Annotated in this window: 28 protein-coding genes and 1 tRNA gene; 18 read left to right on the top strand and 11 right to left on the bottom strand. The window is 53.5% G+C overall.

From position 1 onward, the window contains the following. Positions 1-62 precede the first annotated feature (62 nt). Positions 63-593 carry a lipocalin family protein gene (locus ACQG11_RS11675; protein WP_023299124.1) on the top strand — a complete coding sequence of 177 codons (531 nt, stop codon included), beginning with the start codon at positions 63-65 and terminating at the stop codon, positions 591-593. Here the strand turns inward: ACQG11_RS11675 and sugE are convergent. Then, positions 590-907 (bottom strand): quaternary ammonium compound efflux SMR transporter SugE, encoded by a 318-nt coding sequence (gene sugE / locus ACQG11_RS11670; RefSeq protein WP_022646805.1) that lies wholly within the window; start codon positions 905-907, stop codon positions 590-592. The two genes, ACQG11_RS11675 and sugE, sit on opposite strands and share 4 nt — an antisense overlap. Positions 908-1169: 262 nt before the next feature. Between sugE and ACQG11_RS11665 the strand changes: the two genes are divergently transcribed. Further along, positions 1170-1769 (top strand): helix-turn-helix transcriptional regulator, encoded by a 600-nt coding sequence (locus ACQG11_RS11665; protein ID WP_023299123.1) that lies wholly within the window; start codon positions 1170-1172, stop codon positions 1767-1769. Between the two features lie 37 nt (positions 1770-1806). Here the strand turns inward: ACQG11_RS11665 and ecnB are convergent, their stop codons facing one another. From ecnB to efp, 3 genes are all read right to left on the bottom strand, one after another. Then, a complete protein-coding gene (gene ecnB / locus ACQG11_RS11660; protein ID WP_006178941.1) occupies positions 1807-1953 on the bottom strand; it encodes a lipoprotein toxin entericidin B in 147 nt (48 codons plus the stop codon). Positions 1954-2061: 108 nt separating this feature from the next. After that, positions 2062-2193 carry an entericidin A/B family lipoprotein gene (locus ACQG11_RS11655; RefSeq protein ID WP_006810410.1) on the bottom strand — a complete coding sequence of 44 codons (132 nt, stop codon included), beginning with the start codon at positions 2191-2193 and terminating at the stop codon, positions 2062-2064. 57 nt (positions 2194-2250) lie between these two features. After that, entirely contained in the window at positions 2251-2817 is a 567-nt protein-coding gene (efp, locus tag ACQG11_RS11650) for an elongation factor P (RefSeq protein ID WP_003855940.1), read from the bottom strand. A 40-nt stretch (positions 2818-2857) separates the two neighbouring features. On the opposite strand from efp, the gene epmB reads away from it, so the two are divergent. Then, the gene (gene epmB / locus ACQG11_RS11645) at positions 2858-3886 is read left to right on the top strand and encodes an EF-P beta-lysylation protein EpmB (protein WP_022646803.1); all 1029 of its coding nucleotides are present in this window, start codon (positions 2858-2860) and stop codon (positions 3884-3886) included. 65 nt (positions 3887-3951) lie between these two features. Here epmB and ACQG11_RS11640 read toward each other — a convergent pair whose 3' ends face one another. Next, complete coding sequence (locus ACQG11_RS11640) at positions 3952-4305, bottom strand: DUF4156 domain-containing protein (protein WP_022646802.1); 354 nt, start codon at positions 4303-4305, stop codon at positions 3952-3954. 233 nt (positions 4306-4538) lie between these two features. Between ACQG11_RS11640 and ACQG11_RS11635 the strand changes: the two genes are divergently transcribed. Together ACQG11_RS11635 and ACQG11_RS11630 are read left to right on the top strand one after the other, a co-directional pair. After that, positions 4539-5186: a nucleoside recognition domain-containing protein gene (locus tag ACQG11_RS11635; RefSeq protein ID WP_038415111.1), complete on the top strand. Its 648-nt coding sequence runs from the start codon at positions 4539-4541 to the stop codon at positions 5184-5186. Next, complete coding sequence (locus ACQG11_RS11630) at positions 5183-5644, top strand: YjiG family protein (protein ID WP_022646800.1); 462 nt, start codon at positions 5183-5185, stop codon at positions 5642-5644. The genes ACQG11_RS11635 and ACQG11_RS11630 overlap by 4 nt, the downstream gene beginning before the upstream one ends. A gap of 141 nt (positions 5645-5785) precedes the next feature. On the opposite strand, the gene groL is transcribed toward ACQG11_RS11630, so the two are convergent. Together groL and ACQG11_RS11620 are read right to left on the bottom strand one after the other, a co-directional pair. Further along, entirely contained in the window at positions 5786-7432 is a 1647-nt protein-coding gene (groL, locus tag ACQG11_RS11625) for a chaperonin GroEL (RefSeq protein ID WP_006810416.1), read from the bottom strand. 39 nt (positions 7433-7471) lie between these two features. Continuing rightward, a complete protein-coding gene (locus ACQG11_RS11620) occupies positions 7472-7765 on the bottom strand; it encodes a co-chaperone GroES (protein WP_003855929.1) in 294 nt (97 codons plus the stop codon). A gap of 178 nt (positions 7766-7943) precedes the next feature. Between ACQG11_RS11620 and yjeH the strand changes: the two genes are divergently transcribed. Then, positions 7944-9191 (top strand): L-methionine/branched-chain amino acid transporter, encoded by a 1248-nt coding sequence (yjeH, locus tag ACQG11_RS11615; RefSeq protein WP_063853118.1) that lies wholly within the window; start codon positions 7944-7946, stop codon positions 9189-9191. Positions 9192-9214: 23 nt separating this feature from the next. Here the strand turns inward: yjeH and ACQG11_RS11610 are convergent, their stop codons facing one another. Continuing rightward, positions 9215-9679 (bottom strand): FxsA family protein, encoded by a 465-nt coding sequence (locus tag ACQG11_RS11610; RefSeq protein ID WP_003855925.1) that lies wholly within the window; start codon positions 9677-9679, stop codon positions 9215-9217. 335 nt (positions 9680-10014) lie between these two features. Between ACQG11_RS11610 and aspA the strand changes: the two genes are divergently transcribed. From aspA to ACQG11_RS11585, 5 genes are all read left to right on the top strand, one after another. Next, complete coding sequence (gene aspA / locus ACQG11_RS11605) at positions 10015-11451, top strand: aspartate ammonia-lyase (protein ID WP_003855923.1); 1437 nt, start codon at positions 10015-10017, stop codon at positions 11449-11451. A gap of 116 nt (positions 11452-11567) precedes the next feature. After that, positions 11568-12869 carry an anaerobic C4-dicarboxylate transporter gene (locus ACQG11_RS11600; protein ID WP_008502949.1) on the top strand — a complete coding sequence of 434 codons (1302 nt, stop codon included), beginning with the start codon at positions 11568-11570 and terminating at the stop codon, positions 12867-12869. Between the two features lie 113 nt (positions 12870-12982). Next, positions 12983-13306 (top strand): divalent cation tolerance protein CutA, encoded by a 324-nt coding sequence (cutA, locus tag ACQG11_RS11595; RefSeq protein WP_003855908.1) that lies wholly within the window; start codon positions 12983-12985, stop codon positions 13304-13306. Beyond that, complete coding sequence (locus ACQG11_RS11590; protein WP_022646798.1) at positions 13282-14985, top strand: protein-disulfide reductase DsbD; 1704 nt, start codon at positions 13282-13284, stop codon at positions 14983-14985. Before cutA ends, ACQG11_RS11590 begins: the two co-directional genes overlap by 25 nt. A 49-nt stretch (positions 14986-15034) precedes the next feature. Next, positions 15035-15610: a transcriptional regulator gene (locus ACQG11_RS11585; protein WP_017383972.1), complete on the top strand. Its 576-nt coding sequence runs from the start codon at positions 15035-15037 to the stop codon at positions 15608-15610. On the opposite strand, the gene ACQG11_RS11580 is transcribed toward ACQG11_RS11585, so the two are convergent. Next, positions 15607-16197 (bottom strand): LysE family translocator, encoded by a 591-nt coding sequence (locus ACQG11_RS11580; RefSeq protein ID WP_023299118.1) that lies wholly within the window; start codon positions 16195-16197, stop codon positions 15607-15609. The two genes, ACQG11_RS11585 and ACQG11_RS11580, sit on opposite strands and share 4 nt — an antisense overlap. Before the next feature lie 35 nt (positions 16198-16232). Continuing rightward, on the bottom strand, positions 16233-17078 hold the full coding sequence (locus ACQG11_RS11575) for an AraC family ligand binding domain-containing protein (protein WP_426728375.1): 846 nt from the start codon (positions 17076-17078) through the stop codon (positions 16233-16235). 169 nt (positions 17079-17247) lie between these two features. Between ACQG11_RS11575 and ACQG11_RS11570 the strand changes: the two genes are divergently transcribed. The 7 genes from ACQG11_RS11570 (at position 17248) to ACQG11_RS11540 (ending at position 22663) form a co-directional block, all read left to right on the top strand. After that, positions 17248-17323, top strand: a tRNA-Phe gene (locus ACQG11_RS11570). A 666-nt stretch (positions 17324-17989) separates the two neighbouring features. Further along, a complete protein-coding gene (locus ACQG11_RS11565) occupies positions 17990-18646 on the top strand; it encodes a hypothetical protein (RefSeq protein WP_032165634.1) in 657 nt (218 codons plus the stop codon). A gap of 370 nt (positions 18647-19016) precedes the next feature. Further along, entirely contained in the window at positions 19017-19781 is a 765-nt protein-coding gene (locus ACQG11_RS11560) for an integrase arm-type DNA-binding domain-containing protein (protein ID WP_426728374.1), read from the top strand. Between the two features lie 28 nt (positions 19782-19809). Then, a complete protein-coding gene (gene tnpA, locus ACQG11_RS11555; RefSeq protein WP_003031976.1) occupies positions 19810-20214 on the top strand; it encodes an IS66-like element accessory protein TnpA in 405 nt (134 codons plus the stop codon). Next, positions 20211-20558 (top strand): IS66 family insertion sequence element accessory protein TnpB, encoded by a 348-nt coding sequence (gene tnpB / locus ACQG11_RS11550; protein WP_001774233.1) that lies wholly within the window; start codon positions 20211-20213, stop codon positions 20556-20558. Before tnpA ends, tnpB begins: the two co-directional genes overlap by 4 nt. Positions 20559-20606: 48 nt before the next feature. Further along, a complete protein-coding gene (locus tag ACQG11_RS11545; protein WP_048213845.1) occupies positions 20607-22145 on the top strand; it encodes an IS66-like element ISKpn24 family transposase in 1539 nt (512 codons plus the stop codon). Continuing rightward, entirely contained in the window at positions 22142-22663 is a 522-nt protein-coding gene (locus ACQG11_RS11540; protein ID WP_426728890.1) for a site-specific integrase, read from the top strand. Before ACQG11_RS11545 ends, ACQG11_RS11540 begins: the two co-directional genes overlap by 4 nt. Positions 22664-22718: 55 nt before the next feature. Here ACQG11_RS11540 and ACQG11_RS11535 read toward each other — a convergent pair whose 3' ends face one another. Beyond that, entirely contained in the window at positions 22719-23075 is a 357-nt protein-coding gene (locus tag ACQG11_RS11535; RefSeq protein ID WP_032165636.1) for an Arm DNA-binding domain-containing protein, read from the bottom strand. Between the last annotated feature and the right edge of the window lie 22 nt (positions 23076-23097).

The raw sequence follows: 23097 nt of genomic DNA, 5'->3' as shown, positions 1-23097 counted from the left end.
ACAATCTCCCGCATTTTCCCTGCTGTCATCTACACTTAACAAAAAACAGTAAGGAAACTCCTATGCGCATTCTGCCTGTTATTGCCGCAGTAACAGCCGCGTTTTTAGTGGTTGCTTGCAGTTCTCCTACTCCTCCGCCTGGCGTCACGGTAGTCAGTAATTTCGACGCACAGCGCTTCCTCGGCACCTGGTATGAAATCGCCCGACTGGACCATCAGTTCGAACGGGGCTTAGAAAAAGTCACGATCAGCTACAGCGCGATGGATAACGGCGGGATCCGGGTCATTAACCGCGGCTATAACCCGGATCGCCAGATGTGGCAGCAGTCAGTTGGTCAGGCCTATTTCACCGGCGCATCTAACCGCGCGGCCATGAAAGCCTCTTTCATCGGCCCATACTACGGCGGGTATAACGTCATTGCGCTGGACAGAGAGTACCGCCACGCGCTGGTCTGTGGGCCGGATCGCAACTATCTGTGGCTCCTCTCCCGCACGCCAACGATCTCGGCGGAAATGAAACAGCAGATGCTGGACATAGCGACCCGGCAAGGGTTTGATGTGACGAAGTTAATCTGGGTAAAACAGCCGCATTAGTGCGTACTGAGTTTTAACCCGACGATACCCGCGACAATCAACGCGAGGCTGGCGATGCGCGCCAGACTCGCAGACTCCCCCAGCAGCAGAATGCCGGTAATGGCAGCCCCTACCGCGCCAATTCCCGTCCAGACAGCGTAAGCTGTGCCGACCGGTAAGGTTCGCATCGCCCATGACAGCATGACGATACTGACAATCATTGCGGCGATAGTGATGACGCTGGGCGTCAGGCGGGTAAAACCGTGTGTGTATTTCAGACCAATTGCCCATACCACTTCGAGCAAACCAGCAATAACAAGAACGATCCAGGACATTTCAGGCTCCTTAACTTAAAGACAAGTTGGGGCCGTCCCCGATGAGTGAAGCGCTTACGGGTCGTCCCGCAAGGCAGAAGTTGCGCCTTATATTTTGGTTAGCGTGGAATTTTTTTTCAAACTTTTTCTGCTGAACACCTTAAAGCAAGAAATAGCCTCAGTAAGGCACGTAGTTCAGGCATTTATGACTCATCCGACTTCTCTATGATGATAGGCTTTCTGATGGCAGGAAGCCAAACCACTAGCCGACTGCGAAAATTTTATGTTCAAAATTCTTTTGATTGACCGTTGTCACTTCACCCGCGCGGGATTTGAAGCCTGGGTCAATCATTCAGACCTGTTTTCGGGTCATTTCGTCGTAACCGGGGTAAATAATCTTTTCCTCGCCAGAGAGCATATCCTGCAATGGAAACCTGCGCTGGTCATCGCTGATTTATCTGGCTTCCGGCAGGATTTACACCATTTTCAGCAGCTTTCCTCCCTGCTAATTGCCAGCGAAACACTGCCTTTTATTATGCTTCAATCAGGGCAGGAGCAGGAGATGACTGATTATCTGGCGCAGTTCCCGATATGGTCTTCGCTCTCCAAAAATACCGATCTGGAAGCACTGGCGGCGGTGATAAACGATGCGCTAACGTCATGCGCGAGCGCGGAGCTACCGAAAATGGCGGCACCGTTGCTGACGCGTCAGGAAGAAAGAGTTCTGACCTTGTGGATGGATGGTGCGAGCAACCAGAAAATTGCCAGCAATCTTCGCATTAACGGAAAAACGGTATATACGTACAAACGCAATATCCGCATGAAGCTGCATATGGATACGCGCTACTCGCCGTTTTTATCGCTACAGGAAGTGGAGAATTGACGGTACGGTGTAATAACTTGCCGTACCGTCGCTTACATTAGTTCTGAGCTTTAGTTGCTGCGCCAGAAATCGCGCTACCACCGTCGGAGATATCTTCCCCTACGCCACGGGTGGTGTTACATGCAGTCAGTACCGAAGAAAGCACCAGAACAGAAAAGATCGCTGCAATTGTTTTCTTAACCATAATATCTTCCTTTTATAGCCAAAGTTATTTTGTGTATAGCAACTTAAGAATAGACAAAATCTTGCCGTTTGACGGAAAAGGAAGAATTTTTAGGAAAATTAGACGGAATTAGCTGGCCGCATGGGAAATGATATGGCCGAGATCCTGGATATCTTCACCCACGCCACGCGCGGTGTTGCAGCCGGAGAGAATTGCGCTGGAGAGCGCTAACAGAAGCAGAATTTTAACGGTACGTTTCATCTTCCCTGCCTGCAAAATCAGGCGCAGCGGGCGCTGCGCCTTTAATCATGACGTAAATTACTTCACGCGGGATACGTATTCGCCGGAGCGGGTATCCACTTTGATCACTTCACCGATCTGTACGAACAGTGGCACTTTCACCACAGCGCCGGTAGACAGGGTGGCAGGCTTGCCGCCAGTACCTGCGGTATCACCTTTCAGACCTGGATCGGTTTCAACGATTTCCAGCTCAACGAAGTTCGGCGGCGTAACCGCGATAGGCTGACCGTTCCACAGGGTCACGATGCACTCAGCCTGATCCAGCAGCCACTTGGCGTTGTCGCCAATCGCTTTCGCGTCCGCAGACAGCTGCTCGAAGGTTTCGTTGTTCATGAAGTGCCAGAACTCACCGTCGTTGTACAGGTAAGTCAGGTTCATATCGACAACATCAGCGCCTTCAGCGGAGTCAGTAGATTTGAAGGTTTTCTCAACACGGGTACCGGTCAGCAGGCGGCGCAGCTTAACGCGCGCAAATGCCTGGCCTTTACCTGGTTTAACGAATTCGCTGGCTTCAACCGCGTACGGTTCGCCGTCCATCATGATTTTAAGACCAGCACGAAAATCGTTGCTATAGTACGTTGCCATAAGGCCCTCTAAATTTGTTAACTGGTAGCTAAGCCACAAAATGGCGCATATTGTAACCCTAAACACCCCGTCCAGAGAAGATTGGTTATCGCAACTTGCCGATGTAATCACCAGTCCTGATGAATTGCTGCGTCTTTTAGACCTCGAACAGCACGAAGCGTTGCGTGCAGGCCGTGAGGCGAAGCGCCTTTTCGCCCTGCGCGTTCCCCGCGCGTTTGTTGCCCGAATGGAAAAGGGTAACCCTGATGATCCATTATTAAAACAAACGCTGACCTCTCAGGATGAGTTTATTACCGCCCCCGGATACAGCACCGATCCGCTGGAAGAGCAGAACAGTGTTGTACCGGGTTTACTGCATAAATACCGCAATCGTGCCCTGCTGCTGGTTAAGGGCGGGTGCGCGGTAAATTGCCGCTATTGCTTCCGTCGCCACTTCCCGTACGCCGAAAACCAGGGCAATAAGCGCAACTGGCAGGTGGCGCTGGACTACATCGCAGCGCATCCGGAACTGGATGAAATCATCTTTTCCGGCGGCGACCCGCTGATGGCAAAAGATCATGAGCTGGACTGGCTGCTGACTCAACTTGAGACCATCCCGCACATTAAGCGTCTGCGCATTCACAGCCGTTTACCGATCGTCATCCCGGCGCGTATCACCGACGCCCTGGTCACGCGCCTGGAGCAGTCCCGTTTACAGGTGCTGCTGGTAAACCATATCAACCATGCAAATGAAATTGACGCGGACTTTCGTGCGGCGATGACGCGTATGCGAATGGCAGGCGTGACGCTGCTCAACCAGAGCGTATTACTGCGCGGCGTGAACGACAGCGCCCACGTGTTGGCCGATCTCAGCAATGCCTTATTTGATGCGGGCGTAATGCCCTATTACCTGCATGTTCTGGATCGCGTCCAGGGCGCGGCGCACTTCATGGTGACGGATGAAGAGGCCCGGAAGATTATGCGCGAGCTGTTAACGCTGGTTTCAGGTTATATGGTGCCGAAGCTGGCACGTGAGATTGGCGGAGAGCCGAGTAAGACGCCGCTGGATTTGCAGCTGCGGCAGCAGTAAAAAAAGCAGGTGGCGCTACGCTTACCTGCCTACAGGTAAAGCGGCAGCGCCATCAAAATGTTATATCAGTTCGGGCACTTATAGACCTGGCCGTTCATCTGGCTGGCGGTTGGCACAAAGCTGGACAGCATACCCTGCGTCGGGCTGCTCACCCCGTAAATCACGTTGCCGCCCATTGCCGCAGCCTGATTACGCAGGGCATTGGCCGCACCGCGCATAGAGCCGCCCTCCTCGCCGTGCTGCCCTGACATCCAGTTGCTTTGCTCGCCAGAGGCGGTGCCTAACAGCTGGCATTCGCTGCCCGGCTTATCTTCCACAAAGCGAACGCTCTGGCCCGCTGCCGTCAGCTCATTGCTGGTGCTACAACCCGCCAGCAGCAATGCTGCACCTACAATCCCTGCACAGACTTTTATGCGCATGTTATTCCTCGTTTTCAATAAGCTGGACAGTAGTTGTCCGCGTGTAAACCTTATACTAAAAAGATGACCAAAAGAAAAATGCTGAGCATTTCTGCGAGCCAGATTCCGCTGGCACTCCTCCGACATCTTAAATGAATTCTGATAATAACCTTTGGGATATCGTGTTTTAGCCCCCGATCGTTTTTAGTGATGCGACGTACAACTTTTGTACGGGACTAAAAAAAGGGGGTTTCATGAGTGCATCATCCTCAGGAGAGGAAAAAGTAACCTGGGTGGGCTATCTGGCGTTCGTGCTCACCATCGTATTTTTCTCAGGTTTTTTCGCCAAAAGTACTGAATGGTGGCGCGTGCTGGATTTTACCGTCCTGAACGGCAGCTTTGGACCGGTGAACGGCGCCCTAACGTTTCGCGGCGAGGGTGGCACAGGAGCGAAAGACGGTTTTTTGTTTGCCCTTGAACTGGCGCCCTCGGTCATTTTATCGCTCGGGATCATTGCCGTTACCGAGGGGCTGGGCGGGCTGCGCGCCGCACAACAGCTCATGACGCCCATTCTGCGCCCGCTGCTCGGGGTGCCGGGCATCTGCTCTCTGGCGCTTATCGCCAACCTGCAAAATACCGATGCAGCCGCAGGGATGACCAAAGAGTTGACCGACGAAGGGGCGATTACTGACCATGAACGCGCCATTTTCGCCACCTTCCAGACCAGCGGTAGCGCCATTATTACCAACTATTTTTCTTCCGGTGCCGCACTTTTTACCTTTATTACCGTCCCGGTGATCGCGCCGCTTGCCGTCATTCTGGTGTTCAAATTCGTTGGCGCGAACTTCCTGCGACTGTGGATCGCCCACATGGAAGTTCGTCGCGTTCAGGAGGAAAAATGATCGCCCAGACGCGTAAAAATATCATGGACTTGTTTATCGATGGCGCCCGCCGCGGCTTTACCATCGCCACCACCAGCCTGCTGCCGAACGTGGTCATGGCGTTTGTCATCATTCAGGCGCTTAAGGTGACCGGCCTGCTGGATATTGTCGGCAGGGTATGCGAGCCCATCATGGCCCTGTGGGGGCTTCCGGGTGCGGCGGCAACGGTACTTCTGGCCTCGGTGATGAGCATGGGCGGCGGCGTGGGGGTTTGCGCCAGCCTGGTCGTCGCCGGCACGCTCAGCGGCCATGATGCCACCATCCTGCTGCCCGCCATCTACCTGATGGGCAATCCGGTGCAAAACACGGGCCGCTGCCTCGGCACCGCGGGCGTGAACCCGAAATATTACCCGCACATCATCGCTGTCTGCGTCATCAACGCCCTGCTCTCGATGTGGGTGATGCAGCTACTCTTCTGAGGAGATAAAAATGGATTTTTCAGTGCTGGAACCGCATCTCTTCCGCCATGCACATCTTGTTCGAGTAACGGCTCGACGGGCAATAAAAAACCCCGGGCATCGCTGCCCGGGGTTCATTCTGAGAGGTTCAGAACAACATGATTACATCATGCCGCCCATGCCACCCATGCCGCCCATACCACCAGCAGCACCTAAGTCAGGCGCGTCGCCTTTAGGCATGTCGGTTACCATGCATTCGGTCGTGATCATCAGGCCAGCTACAGATGCCGCGTACTGCAGAGCAGAACGGGTAACTTTAGTTGGGTCCAGGATACCGAAGTCGATCATGTTGCCGTATTCTTCAGTTGCTGCGTTGTAACCGTAGTTACCTTCGCCCGCTTTCACGTTGTTCGCAACTACTGATGGCTCTTCACCGGCGTTGGACACGATCTGACGCAGAGGGGCTTCCATTGCGCGAAGCGCAACTTTGATACCTACGTTCTGGTCTTCGTTCTGAGCGGTCAGGCCAGCCAGTTTAGCGGCTACACGCACCAGCGCGACACCACCACCAGCAACTACGCCTTCTTCTACCGCAGCACGGGTCGCATGCAGGGCATCGTCAACGCGTGCTTTCTTCTCTTTCATTTCAACTTCGGTCGCAGCACCAACTTTGATTACCGCAACGCCGCCTGCCAGTTTCGCTACGCGCTCCTGCAGTTTTTCACGGTCGTAATCGGAAGTTGCTTCTTCGATCTGCTTACGGATCTGACCAACACGGCCCTGAATAGCGGCTTCTTCACCCACACCGTCGATGATGGTGGTAGTGTCTTTGTTGATCACAACGCGTTTCGCCTGGCCCAGGTCTTCCAGGGTCGCTTTTTCCAGCTCCATACCAATCTCTTCGGAGATCACGGTACCGCCGGTCAGGGTAGCGATATCCTGCAGCATCGCCTTACGACGATCGCCGAAGCCAGGTGCTTTAACCGCTGCCACTTTCACGATGCCACGCATGGTGTTAACCACCAGAGTCGCCAGCGCTTCGCCTTCAACGTCTTCAGCAATGATTACCAGCGGCTTGCCTGCTTTCGCAACGGCTTCCAGCACTGGCAGCATTTCGCGGATGTTGGAGATTTTCTTGTCAGCCAGCAGGATGAACGGGCTTTCCAGCTCAACAGCGCCAGTTTCTGGCTTGTTGATGAAGTATGGGGACAGGTAACCGCGGTCGAACTGCATACCTTCAACCACATCCAGTTCGTCTTCCAGACCAGTACCGTCTTCAACGGTGATCACGCCTTCTTTACCGACTTTATCCATCGCTTCAGCGATCAGTTTACCTACGGTTTCGTCGGAGTTAGCGGAGATAGTACCAACCTGAGCAATGGCTTTAGAGTCAGAGCACGGTACGGACAGCGCTTTCAGCTCTTCAACAGCAGAGGCGACAGCTTTGTCGATACCACGTTTCAGATCCATTGGGTTCATGCCCGCAGCAACGGCTTTCAGGCCTTCGGTGATGATCGCCTGCGCCAGTACGGTCGCGGTGGTGGTACCGTCACCAGCAGCGTCGTTCGCTTTAGAGGCAACTTCTTTCACCATCTGTGCGCCCATGTTTTCGAACTTGTCTTCCAGCTCGATTTCACGTGCAACAGAAACACCATCTTTGGTGATGGTTGGCGCGCCGAAGGATTTGTCCAGCACGACGTTACGGCCTTTCGGGCCCAGAGTGACTTTCACTGCGTCTGCCAGTACGTTTACGCCGCGGAGCATTTTTACACGAGCGTCGTTACCGAATTTTACGTCTTTAGCTGCCATGTTCTTATTTCCTCAAATTCGTACAGTTTCGTGCGTTAATTACGCTTCAACAATTGCCAGAATGTCGCTCTCGGACATGATCAACACTTCTTCATTGTCGATCTTCTCGGATTTCACGCCGTAGCCATCGTTGAAAATGACGATGTCACCAACTTTAACGTCCAGTGGCTGCACAGTTCCGTTTTCCAGGATGCGGCCCTTACCGACAGCGATGATTTCGCCACGCGTTGATTTTGCTGCTGCTGAACCGGTCAGAACGATGCCGCCAGCAGACTTGGTTTCAACTTCTTTACGTTTGACGATCACACGATCATGTAACGGACGAATACTCATTGATAGCTCTCCTTTGAGAAAGTCATTATCAGTTATGGATGACGCCGGTCCGCATGCGGTTTTCCGGCTAGTGCCCTGAGAGATGGGGATAGCTTTTTACCCCTTCAAGGGGTAATCGAAAAAAAATTTGCGAAAGTGTTACCATCCACTCTCTTTTGATGGTGGCGGGACGAGGTAAATGAGTGGACTCAGGCAGGAGTTGGGGCTGGCGCAGGGCATTGGCTTACTCTCAACGTCTTTGTTAGGCACGGGCGTTTTTGCGGTTCCCGCGCTGGCGGCGTTGGTTGCCGGCAATAACAGTCTTTGGGCATGGCCGGTGCTGATCGTGCTGGTGTTTCCGGTGGCGATTGTCTTTGCCATACTCGGGCGGCACTTCCCGAGCGCAGGCGGCGTAGCGCATTTTGTCGGCATGGCGTTTGGGCCGCGAATGGAGCGCGTCACCGGCTGGCTATTTTTGTCGGTAATACCCGTTGGCCTTCCGGCAGCCCTGCATATCGCAACCGGCTTCGGACAGGCGCTGTTTGGCTGGCACGATGAACAGCTGCTGCTGGCTGAACTCGGTACGCTGGCGATTATCTGGTGGGTTGGCTCACGCGGGGCCAGTTCCAGCGCCAACCTGCAAACGCTGGTCGCCGTGTTAATCGTCGCGCTGATCATCGCCATCTGGTTTGCAGGCGACATTACGGTGGCGGATATTCCTTTCCCCGCGATTAATGACATCGACCACACACAGCTTTTCGCTGCACTATCCGTCATGTTCTGGTGTTTCGTCGGTCTGGAGGCGTTCGCTCATCTGGCATCCGAGTTTAAACAGCCCGAGCGTGATTTTCCCCGCGCCCTGATGATTGGCCTGCTGCTGGCGGGCACCGTGTACTGGGCCTGTACCGTACTGGTGCTGCACTTCAACGCGTTCGGTGAAGAGAAAGCCGCCGCCGCGTCGCTGCCGGGCATCGTGGTGCAGCTGTTTGGCGTTAAAGCCCTGTGGGTAGCCTGCGTGATTGGCTATCTCGCCTGCTTTGCCAGCCTCAACATCTATATTCAGAGCTTCGCCCGGCTGGTGTGGTCTCAGGCACTTTATAAACCGGATAGCCCCCTCTCACGCCTGTCAAAGCGTCAGCTTCCGGTGAATGCGCTGAATACCGTACTGGGCTGCTGCGTGGTGAGTTCCCTGGCCATTTATCTCCTCGACATCAACCTTGACGCGCTGATTATCTACGCCAACGGTATTTTCATCATGATCTATCTGTTGTGCATGCTAGCGGGCTGTCGGCTACTGAAAGGACGCTTTAAGGCGCTGGCGGCTGTCGGGTGTGTCCTGTGCCTGCTGCTGCTGGCGATGGTGGGATGGAAGAGTGTGTACGCCATCGTCATGCTGGCGGGGCTGTGGGTATTTTTACCGAAGCGGCAAAATCCGCAGGCCCGGTGAGCGAGCGCCACCGGGCAAGAAACTTACCGATCGTCTTTATGATCTAACCGGTCGCGCTGCTCATCCTTACGCTGATATTCCCCTTCAAAGGTATCCCCCGGGCCGGTGCTGAAACCACCGCCTGGCATACGGCTGAAACGCAGATGCGGCAGCAGCTTCATGGTCAGATGCTTCTGCACCGGCGGCAACAGCAACAGCAGGCCGAGGAAGTCTGTAAAGAAGCCCGGCAGGATCAGCAGCAGGCCAGCAATAATCAGCGACACGCTTTTGATCATCTCGGCGGCCGGGCTTTCGCCTGCGGCCATCTTCTGCTGCATTAACAGGAAATTTTTGAAACCCTGATTGCGCACCAGCGACATGCCGATGACGGAGGTGAAGATCACCAGAATCAGCGTCAGCAGGACGCCCAGCACATGGGCAACCTGGATGAAAATCGAAATCTCAATGTAAACATAAAGAAAGAAAGCAATAAATGGTATCCAGCGCACTGGCATCTCCTGTGTGGCAGGTGCCTTCTGGCCCCTGACTGAATGTGTTCGCGAAGCGCGTAGATAAGAAATGGTGACGGTTAGCCAAAATTCAATCGGTTTGCACGGATATTTTTTCTGGAAATATTAAAGCGGTGACATATTTCACAGATTAATAATTATCATGAAATCGGGTCGATAATAAGTGATCCAGCTTACGGCAATTCGCTATCATCAGCATATGATCTCGAACATCTGGCCGATTGAGGGAATAATCGTCGGTCATAAAATATTCAAAACCACATATCTACTGTGTGTTTAGTACAATCCATCGGCAGCTTGAAAAGAAGGTTCACATGTTAAACAACATTCGTATCGAAGAAGATTTGTTGGGTACCAGGGAAGTTCCAGCGGATGCCTACTATGGTGTTCACACTCTGAGAGCGATTGAAAACTTCTACATCAGCAACAGCAAAATCAGCGACATCCCTGAATTTGTGCGTGGCATGGTGATGGTAAAAAAAGCCGCGGCTCTGGCAAACAAAGAGCTGCAAACTATTCCTAAAAGCGCTGCAAATGCGATTATCGCCGCGTGCGATGAAGTGCTGAACAACGGCAAATGCATGGATCAGTTCCCGGTTGACGTCTATCAGGGCGGCGCAGGCACCTCCGTCAACATGAACACCAACGAAGTGCTGGCAAACATCGGCCTGGAGCTGATGGGTCATCAGAAAGGTGAATACCAGTACCTGAACCCGAACGACCACGTTAACAAATGTCAGTCCACCAACGACGCCTACCCAACCGGCTTCCGCATCGCGGTGTATGCCTCTGTCGTCAAACTGGTCGACGCGATTAATCAGCTGGGTGATGGCTTCCAGCGTAAAGCCGTTGAGTTCCAGGACATCCTGAAAATGGGTCGTACCCAGCTGCAGGACGCGGTGCCAATGACCCTCGGCCAGGAGTTCCACGCGTTTAACGTGCTGTTGAACGAAGAGACCAAAAACCTGCTGCGCACGTCCGAACTGCTGCTGGAAGTGAACCTGGGCGCTACCGCCATCGGTACACGCCTGAACACCCCGGATGGCTATCAGCAGCTGGCGGTACAGAAGCTGGCTGAAGTGTCCAACCTGCCGGTTGTGCCTGCAGAAGACCTGATTGAAGCCACCTCAGACTGCGGCGCCTACGTGATGGTGCACAGCGCATTGAAACGTCTGGCGGTGAAACTGTCCAAAATCTGTAACGACCTGCGCCTGCTCTCCTCCGGTCCGCGCGCTGGCCTGAATGAAATCAACCTGCCAGAGTTGCAGGCGGGTTCATCCATCATGCCAGCTAAAGTGAACCCGGTGGTGCCAGAAGTGGTGAACCAGGTTTGCTTCAAGGTTATTGGTAACGATACGACCGTCACCATGGCCTCCGAAGCCGGTCAACTCCAGCTGAACGTAATGGAGCCGGTGATTGGCCAGGCGATGTTTGAATCTATCCACATTCTGACCAACGCCTGCTACAACCTGCTGGAAAAATGCATTAACGGCATCACCGCGAATAAAGAAGTGTGTGAAGGCTACGTCTATAACTCCATCGGCATCGTCACCTACCTCAACCCGTTCATCGGCCACCACAACGGCGATATCGTCGGGAAGATTTGTGCCGAAACCGGTAAGAGCGTGCGTGAGGTGGTTCTCGAGCGAGGATTGTTGACCGAAGCCGAACTGGACGATATCTTCTCCGCCCAGAACCTGATGCACCCGGCATATAAAGCGAAACGATATACCGATGAAAGCGAACAGTAACCGTTCAGGCTAAGCTTCCGAAAGGCACGTCACTTGTGACGTGCCTTTTTTCTTTATGGCCGTTACCAAAACACAACAATTCAATATCAACTTGTTAATAAGCAAGGCAGGTCTTTATGTTTGGAGCAGAACTCGTCATCGTCCTGTTGGCGATTTATTTGGGCGCACGACTCGGGGGTATCGGCATCGGCTTTGCCGGCGGTCTCGGCGTGCTCGTACTTACCCTGATCTTTCAGATTAAACCCGGCGCAATCCCTTTTGACGTTATCGAAATTATCATGGCGGTTATCGCTGCCATTGCGGCCATGCAGGTCGCTGGCGGTATGGACTACCTGGTGAGCCTGGCGGAGCGTATGCTGCGTCGTCATCCAAAATACATCACCTTCCTTGCCCCACTGGTGACCTGGTTTATGACCATTCTCGCCGGTACTGGCCATACCGCTTTCTCCACGCTGCCGGTCATCACCGAAGTGGCGAAAGAGCAGGGTATTCGCCCGTCTCGCCCTCTTTCTATTGCTGTAGTCGCCTCCCAGATTGCGATCACCGCCTCGCCCATTTCCGCGGCGGTGGTCTTTTTCGCGGGTATTCTCGAGCCGATGGGCGTAAGTTATCTGACGCTGCTGGCGATCTGTATTCCGGTCACGCTGATTGCGGTAATGATCACTGCCGTGCTGTGTAACTTCCTCGGCGCTGAACTGAAAGACGATCCGGTTTACCAGGAGCGCCTGGCAAAAGGTGAAGTGAGCCTGCGCGGTAGCCAGGTCTTTGAGCTGAAGCCGCATGCAAAACGCTCCGTGCTGCTGTTCCTGATTGGTATCGTCGCCGTGATGTTCTACGCGACCGCCATCAGCGATACGGTAGGTCTGATCCAGAACCCGGTTCTGCCGCGTAACGAAGCGATTGTGGTATTTATGCTGACCATCGCGACGCTGATCAGTATCACCTGTAAAATCGACACCAGCGAAGTGCTGAACGCCAGCACCTTCAAATCCGGTATGAGCGCCTGCGTGTGCGTGCTGGGTGTGGCGTGGCTCGGTGACACCTTCGTGAAAGCGCACATCAGCGATATCCAGACAGTTGCAGGCGACCTGCTGCACAACTATCCGTGGCTACTGGCGGTGGTGCTGTTCTTTGCCGCAACGCTGCTGTACTCCCAGGCTGCGACCACCAAAGCGCTAATGCCTGCGGCACTGATGCTGGGCGTGACGCCGCTGACGGCGATTGCCTCTTTCGCGGCGGTTTCCGCCCTGTTCGTGCTGCCAACCTACCCAACCCTGCTGGCCGCGGTTGAGATGGATGACACCGGCTCGACCCGTATCGGTAAATACGTGTTTAACCACGCGTTCCTCATCCCGGGCGTGGTGGCGATTACGCTCTGCGTGGTCCTCGGCTTTATCATCGGCGGCATTGTGCTGTAAACGGTTAGCCGTTGTAAAAATAGTTAAAAACGGGCCGCGCTGCGGCCCGTTTCATTAATGACCAATCACATGGCGTGATATAGTGAAGACTTTCGTGATGAGGAGGTCGACTTGTGAACACGCCTGATGCTGTTGTTGTACTGTGTACCGCCCCTGATGAAGCTTCCGCCCAGGATCTCGCCGCCAAAGTGCTGGCCGAAAAACTGGCTGCCTGCGTCACGCTACTTCCCGGCGCCACCTCCCTTTATTACTGGGAAGGCAAGCTGGAGCAAGAGTACGAAGTCCAGATGTTGCTCAAAACCAATTTGACCAACCAGCAGGCGCTCCTCGACTGCCTCAAGTCTCATCATCCTTACCAAACCCCGGAGCTGCTGGTGCTGCCAGTGGTCCACGGCGATAACGATTATCTCTCATGGCTCAACGCTTCTTTACGCTGATCCTGCTGCTGTGCAGCACGTCAGTTTTTGCCGGGTTGTTTGACGCGCCCGGCCGTTCGAACTTTATTCCTGCCGACCAGGCATTCGTTTTCGACTTTCAGCAAAACCAGCACGATCTCAGTCTCACCTGGCAGGTGAAAGAGGGTTATTACCTCTATCGCAAGCAGGTCAGCATCACGCCGGCAAAGGCTGACGTCGGCGCATTGCAGATGCCCGCTGGCGAATGGCACGAGGACGAGTTCTACGGTAAAAGTGAAATTTATCGCCAGCGCTTAAGCGTGCCCGTCACGGTGAATCAGGCGGATAAAGGCGCTACCCTGACGGTGACGTATCAGGGCTGCGCCGATGCGGGCTTCTGCTATCCCCCTGAAACAAAGGTCGTTCCGCTTAGCGAAGTGAAAGCGGCGGCCTCCCCTCTCCCCTCAGGGGAAATGGCCAGTGTGAGGGGTGAAGGCGAAGCCGCTTCAGACCTTCCGTTCTCAGCGCTTTGGGCGTTATTGATTGGTATCGGCATCGCCTTTACGCCCTGCGTACTGCCTATGTACCCGCTTATCTCTGGCATCGTGCTGGGTGGTAAGCAACGCCTTTCCACCGCCCGCGCGCTGTTGCTGGCCTTTATCTATGTGCAGGGCATGGCGTTAACCTATACGGCGCTCGGCCTCGTGGTCGCCGCTGCCGGGTTGCAGTTCCAGGCCGCCCTTCAGCATCCTTATGTGCTTATCGGACTGTCAGCAGTGTTTATTCTGCTGGCGCTGTCGATGTTTGGCCTGTTCACTCTGCAACTGCCCTCTTCCCTGCAAACCCGTCTGACGTTAATGAGCAACCGTCAGCAGGGGGGCTCTGCGGGCGGCGTGTTCGCCATGGGTGCCATCGCCGGGCTGATTTGCTCCCCTTGCACCACCGCGCCGCTGAGCGCCATCCTGTTATACATTGCCCAGAGCGGCAACCTTTGGCTCGGCGGCGGCACGCTGTACCTTTACGCGCTCGGCATGGGTCTGCCGCTGATCCTTGTGACGGTATTTGGCAATCGTCTGCTGCCGAAGAGCGGCCCGTGGATGGAGACAGTGAAAACCGCGTTTGGTTTTGTCATTCTGGCGCTACCGGTATTCCTGCTGGAACGCATCATCGGTGATGTGTGGGGTACGCGTCTGTGGGCTATGCTCGGCGTGGCCTTCTTCAGCTGGGCATTTATCGTGAGTCTGGGTGCGAAGAAACCGTGGATGCGCCTGCTACAGATCCTTCTGCTGGCGGCCGCGCTGGTGAGCGTCCGTCCGTTACAGGACTGGGCGTTTGGCACCCCGACAGGTCAAACGCAGGCTCATCTGAATTTTATACAGATTAAAAACGTGGATGACCTTAACCGCGCCCTGGTGCAGGCGAAAGGCAAACCGGTCATGCTCGATCTCTATGCCGACTGGTGCGTGGCCTGCAAAGAGTTTGAAAAATACACCTTCAGCGATCCGCAGGTACAACATGCGCTGAGCGATACCGTTCTGCTCCAGGCGAACGTTACCGCCAACAGCGCGCAGGATAAGGCTCTGCTGAAGCAACTTAACGTGCTCGGGCTGCCTACCATCCTGTTCTTCAATGAACAGGGGGAAGAACAGCTGACGCAGCGTGTAACCGGGTTTATGGACGCGACGGCATTCAACGCGCATTTGCGCAATCGCCAACCGTAAACAACACTTTAGACGGGACAAACCGTTGGGAATAGCGGAGGAGATAACCGTGCAACGCGAAGACGTACTGGGACAAGCCCTGCAATTACTTGAGATTCAAGGGATCGCCAGCACCACGCTTGAGATGGTAGCCGACCGTATCGATTACCCTCTGGATGAACTTAAGCGCTTCTGGCCGGATAAAGAGGCGCTGCTGTATGATGCCCTGCGCTATCTCAGCCAGCAGGTGGATATCTGGCGCAGGCAACTGATGCTGAATGAAGAGCTGACCACCGAGCAAAAGCTGCTGGCACGCTATACCGCACTGACGGAGTGTGTCACCAACAACCGTTACCCAGGCTGTCTGTTTATCGCCGCCTGCACCTACTATCCGGATCCCGGACATCCCATCCATCAGCTGGCAGATCAGCAAAAACGAGCCGCGCACGAGTTCACACACGAGCTGCTGACCACACTTGAAGTGGATGATCCGGCAATGGTCGCGAAGCAGATGGAGCTGGTGCTGGAAGGTTGCCTGAGCCGCATGCTGGTGAACCGTAGCCAGGCGGATGTGGATACGGCGCACCGTCTGGCGGAAGATATTTTGCGGTTTGCGCAGTGCCGTATGGGTGGTGCACTGACCTAAGCCAGCATTCCCGTCCAGGCGGAAATAAACAAACACAGCGCCATTGCACGTTGAAATCGCACCATCGCCACGGTGGTGCGGAAAATCCGGTTCACCGCCTTCCCCAGCCACGCCCAGCACAACAAACAGACCACTGAGATCGCCAGAAACCATAGCGCCATCAGCGAAATATCCCGTAATGCATGGTCGCTTGCCGGAGCAAACAGGCTGACGACGGCCAGCGCCATCATCCAGGTTTTTGGGTTTACAACCTGTAATAACGCCGCTGCCCGCGCGGTAAATCGGACATGACGCCTGGAGGAGAGATTCGCGGCCGGGGCGCTAAACAGCTGCCAGCTCATCCAGGAAAGCCACAGCACACCCGCCCAGCTCATCACCTGACGTATCAGCGGATACTGGCGTAACACTTCTCCTGCCCCAGCGCCTGAAACCAGAACAATAGCGCTGGCGGCAATACACCCACCCAGGATCGCAGGAATCGTATTTTTTACGCCAAAGTGCTGACTGTTAGCCAGTACCAAAATATTGGTTGGCCCCGGCGTAATCGAGGCGACAAATGCAAACAGCAGGAAGGGTATTAAATTCACAGGTGGCTCCTTTTAGTAGAGCCATGAATGTGCCGTTATTTTCTGGAAACGTCTGGAAGGTTTGTGCACAACCGACGGTAGTGTGCCGGAGAAATACGGTACGCCCGCTGGAACCAGCGACCAAGATGGCTTTGATCGGCAAAACCTACTGCCGTCGCCACATCAACAGGCAGTTCCCCATACGCCAGCATCTGTCGGGCCTTTGCCAGGCGCAGCTGGATAAGCCAGGCGTGCGGCGCAAGGTGAAATTCGCGCTTAAAGCAGCGGGTGAGCATAAAGCGATCCGTCCCCGTCTCCCGCGCAAGGTCTGACAGCCCCACGTTCTCGCCGATATGCGCATAGAGATAGTCGCGGGCACGCTGCGCCACAGCGGAGCTTTGTAACAGCGACGGGAGTTTCTTCCGCCAGTGGCAGTGGGCTGTAATCTTAGTGAGCAGGTTATCCATTGTGCTCTGTTGTACGATCTTCATCTCATCGTTATGCAGCGAGGCAAATGTATCACCGATAGCGCGCACCAGCTGAGGCTCTCGCGTCAGCGTTTGGGCAAAGTGGAGGGTGTAACTCCCGGGAGTAGAGTCATACAGCCCTTGAAGCGTACGGGTGAGCCAGTGTTCATCCAGATAAAAGGTCAGATAAGTAAAGCCACCCTCTACCGGTGCATCACCGTCATGAATTTCACCAGGCTCAAGTAAAAAAGCATCGCCCGGCTGGCTACGGTGGCGTTCACGGCGACAGTGGAACTGCTGCGTACCGGAAACGGTTATTCCGACCAGATAGCTATCATGCCAGTGGGGATCAAAGGCGTGTCCTTCGAAATGCGCCTTAATTGTCTCAATACCTGTTTCTGCATGCTGACGCAGCTCAAGCCAGTCGTTTGCCATACTGCCCTCCTCTTACCGTCAGCATTGTCACATCTTGCCTGAACTGTCTGGAAGATTTGTGCACTTTCAGCGCACAAACGGACAGATTGCCGCAAACTTAAGCAGTTGAACAGCTTTTCCCGAAATAATGTTGACGATCGCGCGCGATTGCGGTTTAATGCGCTCCGTTGCCCGGATAGCTCAGTCGGTAGAGCAGGGGATTGAAAATCCCCGTGTCCTTGGTTCGATTCCGAGTCCGGGCACCAATATTCATAAGGCCTCGCTGAAAAGCGGGGCTTTTTCCTTTCTTAGCTACGGTAGATTTCTGGTCGTTGCAACACGTTATTTGTTTGCTGAATTTCTCGCCATTTTCGCAGATGTTCGTTACTTTTAGACACCTCCACACCCTCTGATGTGCCTCTTCCTTACCCCACTGCTACGGTCTTTCTACGGTCAGTTAAGGTTTCTCTCATTTCTAGTTGTTCATGATGATGCAAAAGCGTGGGGGAAGCGGGGGAATTGGCATTTTGCCTTATTCTTCGGGTCTTAAAGGGGTTCTGACTCGGGGAAAATGCTGGGGAAACTCCCTTCTTTCGGTGGGAAAAACCTGACAATATGCATCCTCCACTAGTAACATGGGGGTCTTCACCTGCCAGTCCACCTGCAACATACCCTTCTTTCCCTTTCACTTCTTACCATTACCAGAATCCCCCGTCTTCCACGCCATCATAAAAAATAGTTATATAATATTGAGCATATTGCACCGTTGAACTCACTGTGAGAAGCGAACATTAATTCTTTACCGTACAGGAATGCCCCCAGAACGTCTGTTAGTATTCAATGCTTAATTTGCGCCCATGCTTATAAAATACTTGTTCTGTCATCCTGCTTAACGTACGCTATAAAAATTGTCATCCGTTCAGGTTGTTGAAATGCATATCAAAAAAGTTGGTGATTCAATTCCAGATATAAACCTTCAGCAAATCAGCCTAACTGAGGCTCTGAATATGAATGTTTTTATCGAAAAGATGGAAGTAGATTCATCGCTCTACAACAAAATCCTCAATCATATTTTCGATAGTGATTCATTTATAAAGCAAAATTTTACCGGGCCTATAGATACAAATAACCGCGTGGTTTCAACCCATAAATACCGATTATGGGACTGTGGTAATGGTCCTGCCATGGAACATAGTTATTTTCTTACTTCAAATCGTATAAATATAGTGAACAATCGCAGAATCGCTTTCGAGGGTTTCTTAAGCTATTGCGAAATGGATGAAGAGTTTTCCACACGCTATCTCAAAACATTGGCAGCGATTCAGCTAGCTCTTGGCTGTATCCGAAAATATCCTCAGCATATCAAAACAGTACATTACAGCATCGACAGCAAACATTATGAAAATATTAGTCAACTTGAGTCACAGCTCAGGCTGGTTCAAGGCAACCTTGACAAGCAGGTCGACAACTGTGCTCAATCCCCCTATATAGACCTCTATCGTACAATGTCAGACAATGCTCAACAAAATGGAAAAATCTATCTTAGTGACGGATTATGGCTCGATAAAGACGGTAATATAAGCGATTAAATCCACCCAGTACGTTGTTCTATCCCTGCTTGAAGTACTTTGTCTGTAATACTAGCCCATGGTGCATAACCGACAGTCAGATCCATTCCATAGGGCATATTAAATATCAAACACTTTTAGCGCTTATGGCATGTAATTGCACCCAACTGAAACACATATTATTTCTGTGAACGCCCTCCCCAGCAGCATCTTTCAACCTAAGACCAGAATCAGACCGTAAAGCCTGCTCTTTCTGCATTTCCCGTCTTCATTCATACCATGTGGCACCAGCATTCCCTTCTCCACGCCAGAAAATCAACTTAGCCATTAACAACGCCGTGCCGGGGATGGGTCAACCCTGACGTTCTTTACACCAGTCACAGGAGGTTATATGTCCACCCCCAAACGCTTCCGTTTTACTAATCAGCTCATTAAATCCCTGCCCCCTAACACATCCGATGCACGCAGTACCGATGCCGAATACAGCGACACCGAGATTTCCGGCCTCAAGTGTCTGGTCAGCAGAAGAGAAGGTCGTAAAAAGTTTTTGCTACGCTACCTTTATCATGGACGAAAACGCGCCATCGCCATTGGTCACTGGCCTGAAGTGGACGTCAATCTTGCTCGTCAGATTGCCATAGAACATAAACGTTCCCTTGCCACCGGCACTGACCCTAAGCAGGAGCGTGAAAACAAGAGAAAGGAGCTGACGTTCGATGAACTCTTTAATCAGCATTATCTGCCATGGGCTAAATCTGCTAAACGCAGCTGGGGGAAGGATGTACAGCGCTACCGCGATCATATCCACCCCGCCATTGGTCAGAGGCTGCTGAGCGATATCACACCAGCCAGCATTCTGCGCCTTCAGCAGACGTTAAGTACTTCCCTGTCAGCGGCTACCTGTAACCGTGTCATCGTACTCATTAAAGCCGTCTTTACATGGGCCGGAAGGCAAAGCATGACCTCTGTTCATCCGGCAAGGGTGGTACAGCTTCTCAGGGAGAACAACGCCCGACAGCGTTATTTTACCGAGGACGAAATTCGTCGTATTTTTCTCTCCGCCGATAACGATACCAGCCCCGTAGCTGCCCGCTATGTCAAACGTAAGCGTCGTCTCAGCACCGTCTGGCAGATCCTGAAATTCCTGAGAGGATAATGGACACCAAATATGGTGGACGCTATCCATGAAATCATTAACCGCAGTGCGTAAAAAAAGCCCTAATTATCCCGTTGAGTTCAAAATCAAAATGGTTGAACTCTCGCATCGACCAGAGATCTCCGTAGCGCAACTCGCTCGTGAGCATGGGATCAACGATAATTTGCTGTTTAAGTGGCGCCAGTACTGGCGCGAAGGAAAACTACGTCCTCCTTCAACAACAGAAAACAACGTGCCTGAGCTGCTCCCGATAACACTTGATGCCGAAGATGTTGTCCCTGCAACCTCCCCCCGGTCACAACCTGTAGCTGCTGCGGCACCTGAATCACTCAATATCAGCTGTGAAGTGACGTTCCGGCACGGATCACTCCGTCTGAATGGTGCCATCAGCGAAAATATCCTGAACCTGCTGATACGGGAGCTCAAACGTTGATCCCATTACCATCAGGGACAAAGATCTGGCTGGTCGCTGGCATCACCGATATGAGAAACGGCTTCAACGGCCTGGCGGCAAAGGTGCAGACGACGCTGAAAGACGATCCGATGTCAGGTCACGTTTTTATCTTCCGTGGGCGTAATGGCAGTCAGGTAAAGCTCCTCTGGTCTACCGGCGATGGACTGTGTCTGCTGACCAAACGGCTGGAGCGCGGCCGCTTCGCCTGGCCGTCAGCCCGGGATGGCAAAGTGTTCCTCACACAGGCACAGCTGGCGATGCTCCTTGAAGGTATCGACTGGCGGCAGCCTAAAAGACTGCTTACGTCACTGACTATGTTGTAGGCCTCTTTATCCTGGTCGACGCTGAATGAGCCTGGTAATATACCCGGTATGAACAGCTTACTTCCTGACGATATCGATGAACTGAAACGTCTCCTTGCCGAACAGGAGGCGCTGAACCGTGCCCTTCTGGAAAAGCTGAACGAGCGTGAACGCGAAATAGATCACCTGCAGGCGCAACTGGATAAGCTGCGCCGGATGAACTTCGGCAGCCGCTCCGAAAAAGTCTCCCGCCGTATCGCGAAGATGGAAGCCGACCTTAAGCAGTTGCAGAAAGAAAGCGATACCCTTACCGGCCGGGTGGATGACCCGGCCGTGCAGCGCCCGCTGCGGCAGACCCGTACCCGCAAACCGTTCCCTGAATCACTTCCCCGTGACGAAAAACGGCTGCTGCCGGCAGCGTCATGCTGCCCGGAATGTGGTGGTGCGCTGAGTTACCTGGGTGAAGATGCCGCCGAACAGCTGGAGCTGATGCGCAGCGCCTTCCGGGTTATCCGGACAGTACGTGAAAAGCATGCCTGTACTCAGTGCGATGCCATCGTGCAGGCCCCCGCGCCTTCACGGCCCATCGAGCGGGGTATCGCAGGACCGGGGCTGCTGGCCCGCGTGCTGAGTTCAAAGTATGCAGAGCACACCCCGCTGTACCGCCAGTCTGAAATATACGGCCGCCAGGGTGTGGAGCTGAGCCGCTCACTGCTGTCGGGCTGGGTGGATGCGTGTTGCCGGCTACTGTCACCGCTGGAAGGGGCGCTTCAGGACTATGTGCTGACTGACGGTAAGCTCCATGCTGATGACACGCCTGTCCCGGTGCTGTTGCCAGGTAATAAGAAAACGAAGACCGGGCGGTTGTGGACGTACGTTCGTGACGACCGTAACGCCGGGTCAGAGCTGGCGCCGGCAGTGTGGTTCGCTTACAGCCCGGACAGAAAAGGTATCCACCCGCAGAGCCATCTCGCTGGCTTCAGCGGTGTTCTGCAGGCGGATGCGTACGCCGGGTTCAACGAACTGTACCGCAATGGACAGATAACGGAAGCTGCCTGCTGGGCTCATGCCCGCCGCAAGATCCACGATGTGCACGTTCGCACCCCGTCAGCGCTGACGGAGGAAGCCCTGAAACGGATCGGTGAGTTATATGCCATCGAGGCGGAAATAAGGGGGATGCCGGCGAAGCGACGCCTTGCAGAACGTCAGCAAAAAGCTAAACCGCGGCTGAAATCCCTGGAAAGCTGGCTGCGTGAAAAGGTGAAAACGCTGTCGCGACACTCAGAACTGGCGAAAGCGTTCACGTACGTACTGAACCAGTGGCCGGCGCTGGCTTACTATACTGACGACGGCTGGGCCGAGGCAGATAACAACATAGCTGAGAATGCGCTACGGATGGTCAGCCTGGGCCGCAAAAACTACCTGTTCTTCGGTTCGGATCATGGAGGAGAGCGGGGAGCGCTGCTGTACAGCCTGATCGGGACATGCAAACTGAACGGAGTGGAGCCAGAAAGCTACCTTCGCCATGTGCTTGATGTTATAGCTGACTGGCCGATAAACCGGGTCAGCGAACTGCTCCCCTGGCGCGTAGCATTGCCAAATGAATAACACATCCCCGTCAATACGGTTCTCGCTGCACGCTTACTGTCAAACTGCTGTTACTGACCGGCCTTCGTCGTGATGAGCTGCGTCTGGCTAAGTGGGAGCATGTTGACCCGGTTAAACGCACCCTATGGCTTCCTGAAACCAAGAATGGCTATGGACGGATTGTTCATCTTAATTCACTGGCGATGGACGTAATCAGAACACTGCCAACACAGCGGGGAAATCCGTGGTTGTTTATAGGTAAAAAACAAGGAATGCCGCTGAGTAACCCGGTTAAAGCCTTTCAGCGTATCGTGCGTCGGGCGGGAATTTTCGACCAGGAAGTGTGTATTCATACCTGCCGCCATTCGGTTGCCGCCCTCATCGTGTCCTACGGCGGAACACTGTATGACGTTCAGGCTCAACTGGGGCACCGCAGCAGTCAGTCTTCACAACGGTATGCGCATCTTCATCCTCAGCGCTTACAGAACACCAGTCAGTTACTGGCGGAAAGGATAACGGCTCAGCTACCGTCCTTGTGATAACAGAAAAGCAGAGGCAAGTGCCCCTGCTTTTTTTTTACTGTTCAGCCATCAGTCAGAACGGGATGGCCCCATATTCTTCATCCGGCACCCGGTTATCATCATATCTGTTATAGAGTTCACGAGCACACTCGCGCGCGTCTTTAATAGACATACGAGGGAACCTGCCGAGGGGTTCATAATAGCAGGCCCCTCTAAGCGTATAACGAGCCAGGAATTTAATCTGACCGTTGGCAATGACGGCCCGGAGCGCCGGCTCACTGCCATCGAAGATTTCACGAGAAATGTCGTGATACAGGCACTCCGCCAGTGTGTTAACCAGAGCGTAATCATTGAATGAGGTTTTTTCTTCATTTTCGCTGCTGATAGCGTGAGGAAAACCGTCATAGTACTGGTCTGATTCAAAAATCATACATCACCTTCTATTCGTTGTT

Source organism: Enterobacter cloacae complex sp. 372C4 (genome assembly GCF_050030615.1).
Lineage (GTDB): Bacteria > Pseudomonadota > Gammaproteobacteria > Enterobacterales > Enterobacteriaceae > Enterobacter > Enterobacter intestinihominis.
Note: the sequence above shows the minus strand (reverse complement) of the source record. Positions and strands in the feature narration are given on the sequence as shown.

What these genes read in the sequence shown, in the direction of transcription:
- efp (WP_003855940.1), bottom strand. Translation starts at nt 2,817, where the DNA reads ATGGCAACGTACTATAGCAACGATTTTCGTGCTGGTCTTAAAATCATG.
- epmB (WP_022646803.1), top strand. Translation starts at nt 2,858, where the DNA reads ATGGCGCATATTGTAACCCTAAACACCCCGTCCAGAGAAGATTGGTTA.
- ACQG11_RS11675 (WP_023299124.1), top strand. Translation starts at nt 63, where the DNA reads ATGCGCATTCTGCCTGTTATTGCCGCAGTAACAGCCGCGTTTTTAGTG.
- aspA (WP_003855923.1), top strand. Translation starts at nt 10,015, where the DNA reads ATGTTAAACAACATTCGTATCGAAGAAGATTTGTTGGGTACCAGGGAA.
- yjeH (WP_063853118.1), top strand. Translation starts at nt 7,944, where the DNA reads ATGAGTGGACTCAGGCAGGAGTTGGGGCTGGCGCAGGGCATTGGCTTA.
- ACQG11_RS11535 (WP_032165636.1), bottom strand. Translation starts at nt 23,075, where the DNA reads ATGATTTTTGAATCAGACCAGTACTATGACGGTTTTCCTCACGCTATC.
- ACQG11_RS11630 (WP_022646800.1), top strand. Translation starts at nt 5,183, where the DNA reads ATGATCGCCCAGACGCGTAAAAATATCATGGACTTGTTTATCGATGGC.
- ACQG11_RS11635 (WP_038415111.1), top strand. Translation starts at nt 4,539, where the DNA reads ATGAGTGCATCATCCTCAGGAGAGGAAAAAGTAACCTGGGTGGGCTAT.
- ACQG11_RS11565 (WP_032165634.1), top strand. Translation starts at nt 17,990, where the DNA reads ATGCATATCAAAAAAGTTGGTGATTCAATTCCAGATATAAACCTTCAG.
- groL (WP_006810416.1), bottom strand. Translation starts at nt 7,432, where the DNA reads ATGGCAGCTAAAGACGTAAAATTCGGTAACGACGCTCGTGTAAAAATG.
- ACQG11_RS11590 (WP_022646798.1), top strand. Translation starts at nt 13,282, where the DNA reads ATGGCTCAACGCTTCTTTACGCTGATCCTGCTGCTGTGCAGCACGTCA.
- ecnB (WP_006178941.1), bottom strand. Translation starts at nt 1,953, where the DNA reads ATGGTTAAGAAAACAATTGCAGCGATCTTTTCTGTTCTGGTGCTTTCT.
- ACQG11_RS11575 (WP_426728375.1), bottom strand. Translation starts at nt 17,078, where the DNA reads ATGGCAAACGACTGGCTTGAGCTGCGTCAGCATGCAGAAACAGGTATT.
- sugE (WP_022646805.1), bottom strand. Translation starts at nt 907, where the DNA reads ATGTCCTGGATCGTTCTTGTTATTGCTGGTTTGCTCGAAGTGGTATGG.
- ACQG11_RS11665 (WP_023299123.1), top strand. Translation starts at nt 1,170, where the DNA reads ATGTTCAAAATTCTTTTGATTGACCGTTGTCACTTCACCCGCGCGGGA.
- tnpA (WP_003031976.1), top strand. Translation starts at nt 19,810, where the DNA reads ATGAAATCATTAACCGCAGTGCGTAAAAAAAGCCCTAATTATCCCGTT.
- ACQG11_RS11600 (WP_008502949.1), top strand. Translation starts at nt 11,568, where the DNA reads ATGTTTGGAGCAGAACTCGTCATCGTCCTGTTGGCGATTTATTTGGGC.
- ACQG11_RS11655 (WP_006810410.1), bottom strand. Translation starts at nt 2,193, where the DNA reads ATGAAACGTACCGTTAAAATTCTGCTTCTGTTAGCGCTCTCCAGCGCA.
- ACQG11_RS11620 (WP_003855929.1), bottom strand. Translation starts at nt 7,765, where the DNA reads ATGAGTATTCGTCCGTTACATGATCGTGTGATCGTCAAACGTAAAGAA.
- ACQG11_RS11560 (WP_426728374.1), top strand. Translation starts at nt 19,017, where the DNA reads ATGTCCACCCCCAAACGCTTCCGTTTTACTAATCAGCTCATTAAATCC.
- ACQG11_RS11640 (WP_022646802.1), bottom strand. Translation starts at nt 4,305, where the DNA reads ATGCGCATAAAAGTCTGTGCAGGGATTGTAGGTGCAGCATTGCTGCTG.
- ACQG11_RS11545 (WP_048213845.1), top strand. Translation starts at nt 20,607, where the DNA reads ATGAACAGCTTACTTCCTGACGATATCGATGAACTGAAACGTCTCCTT.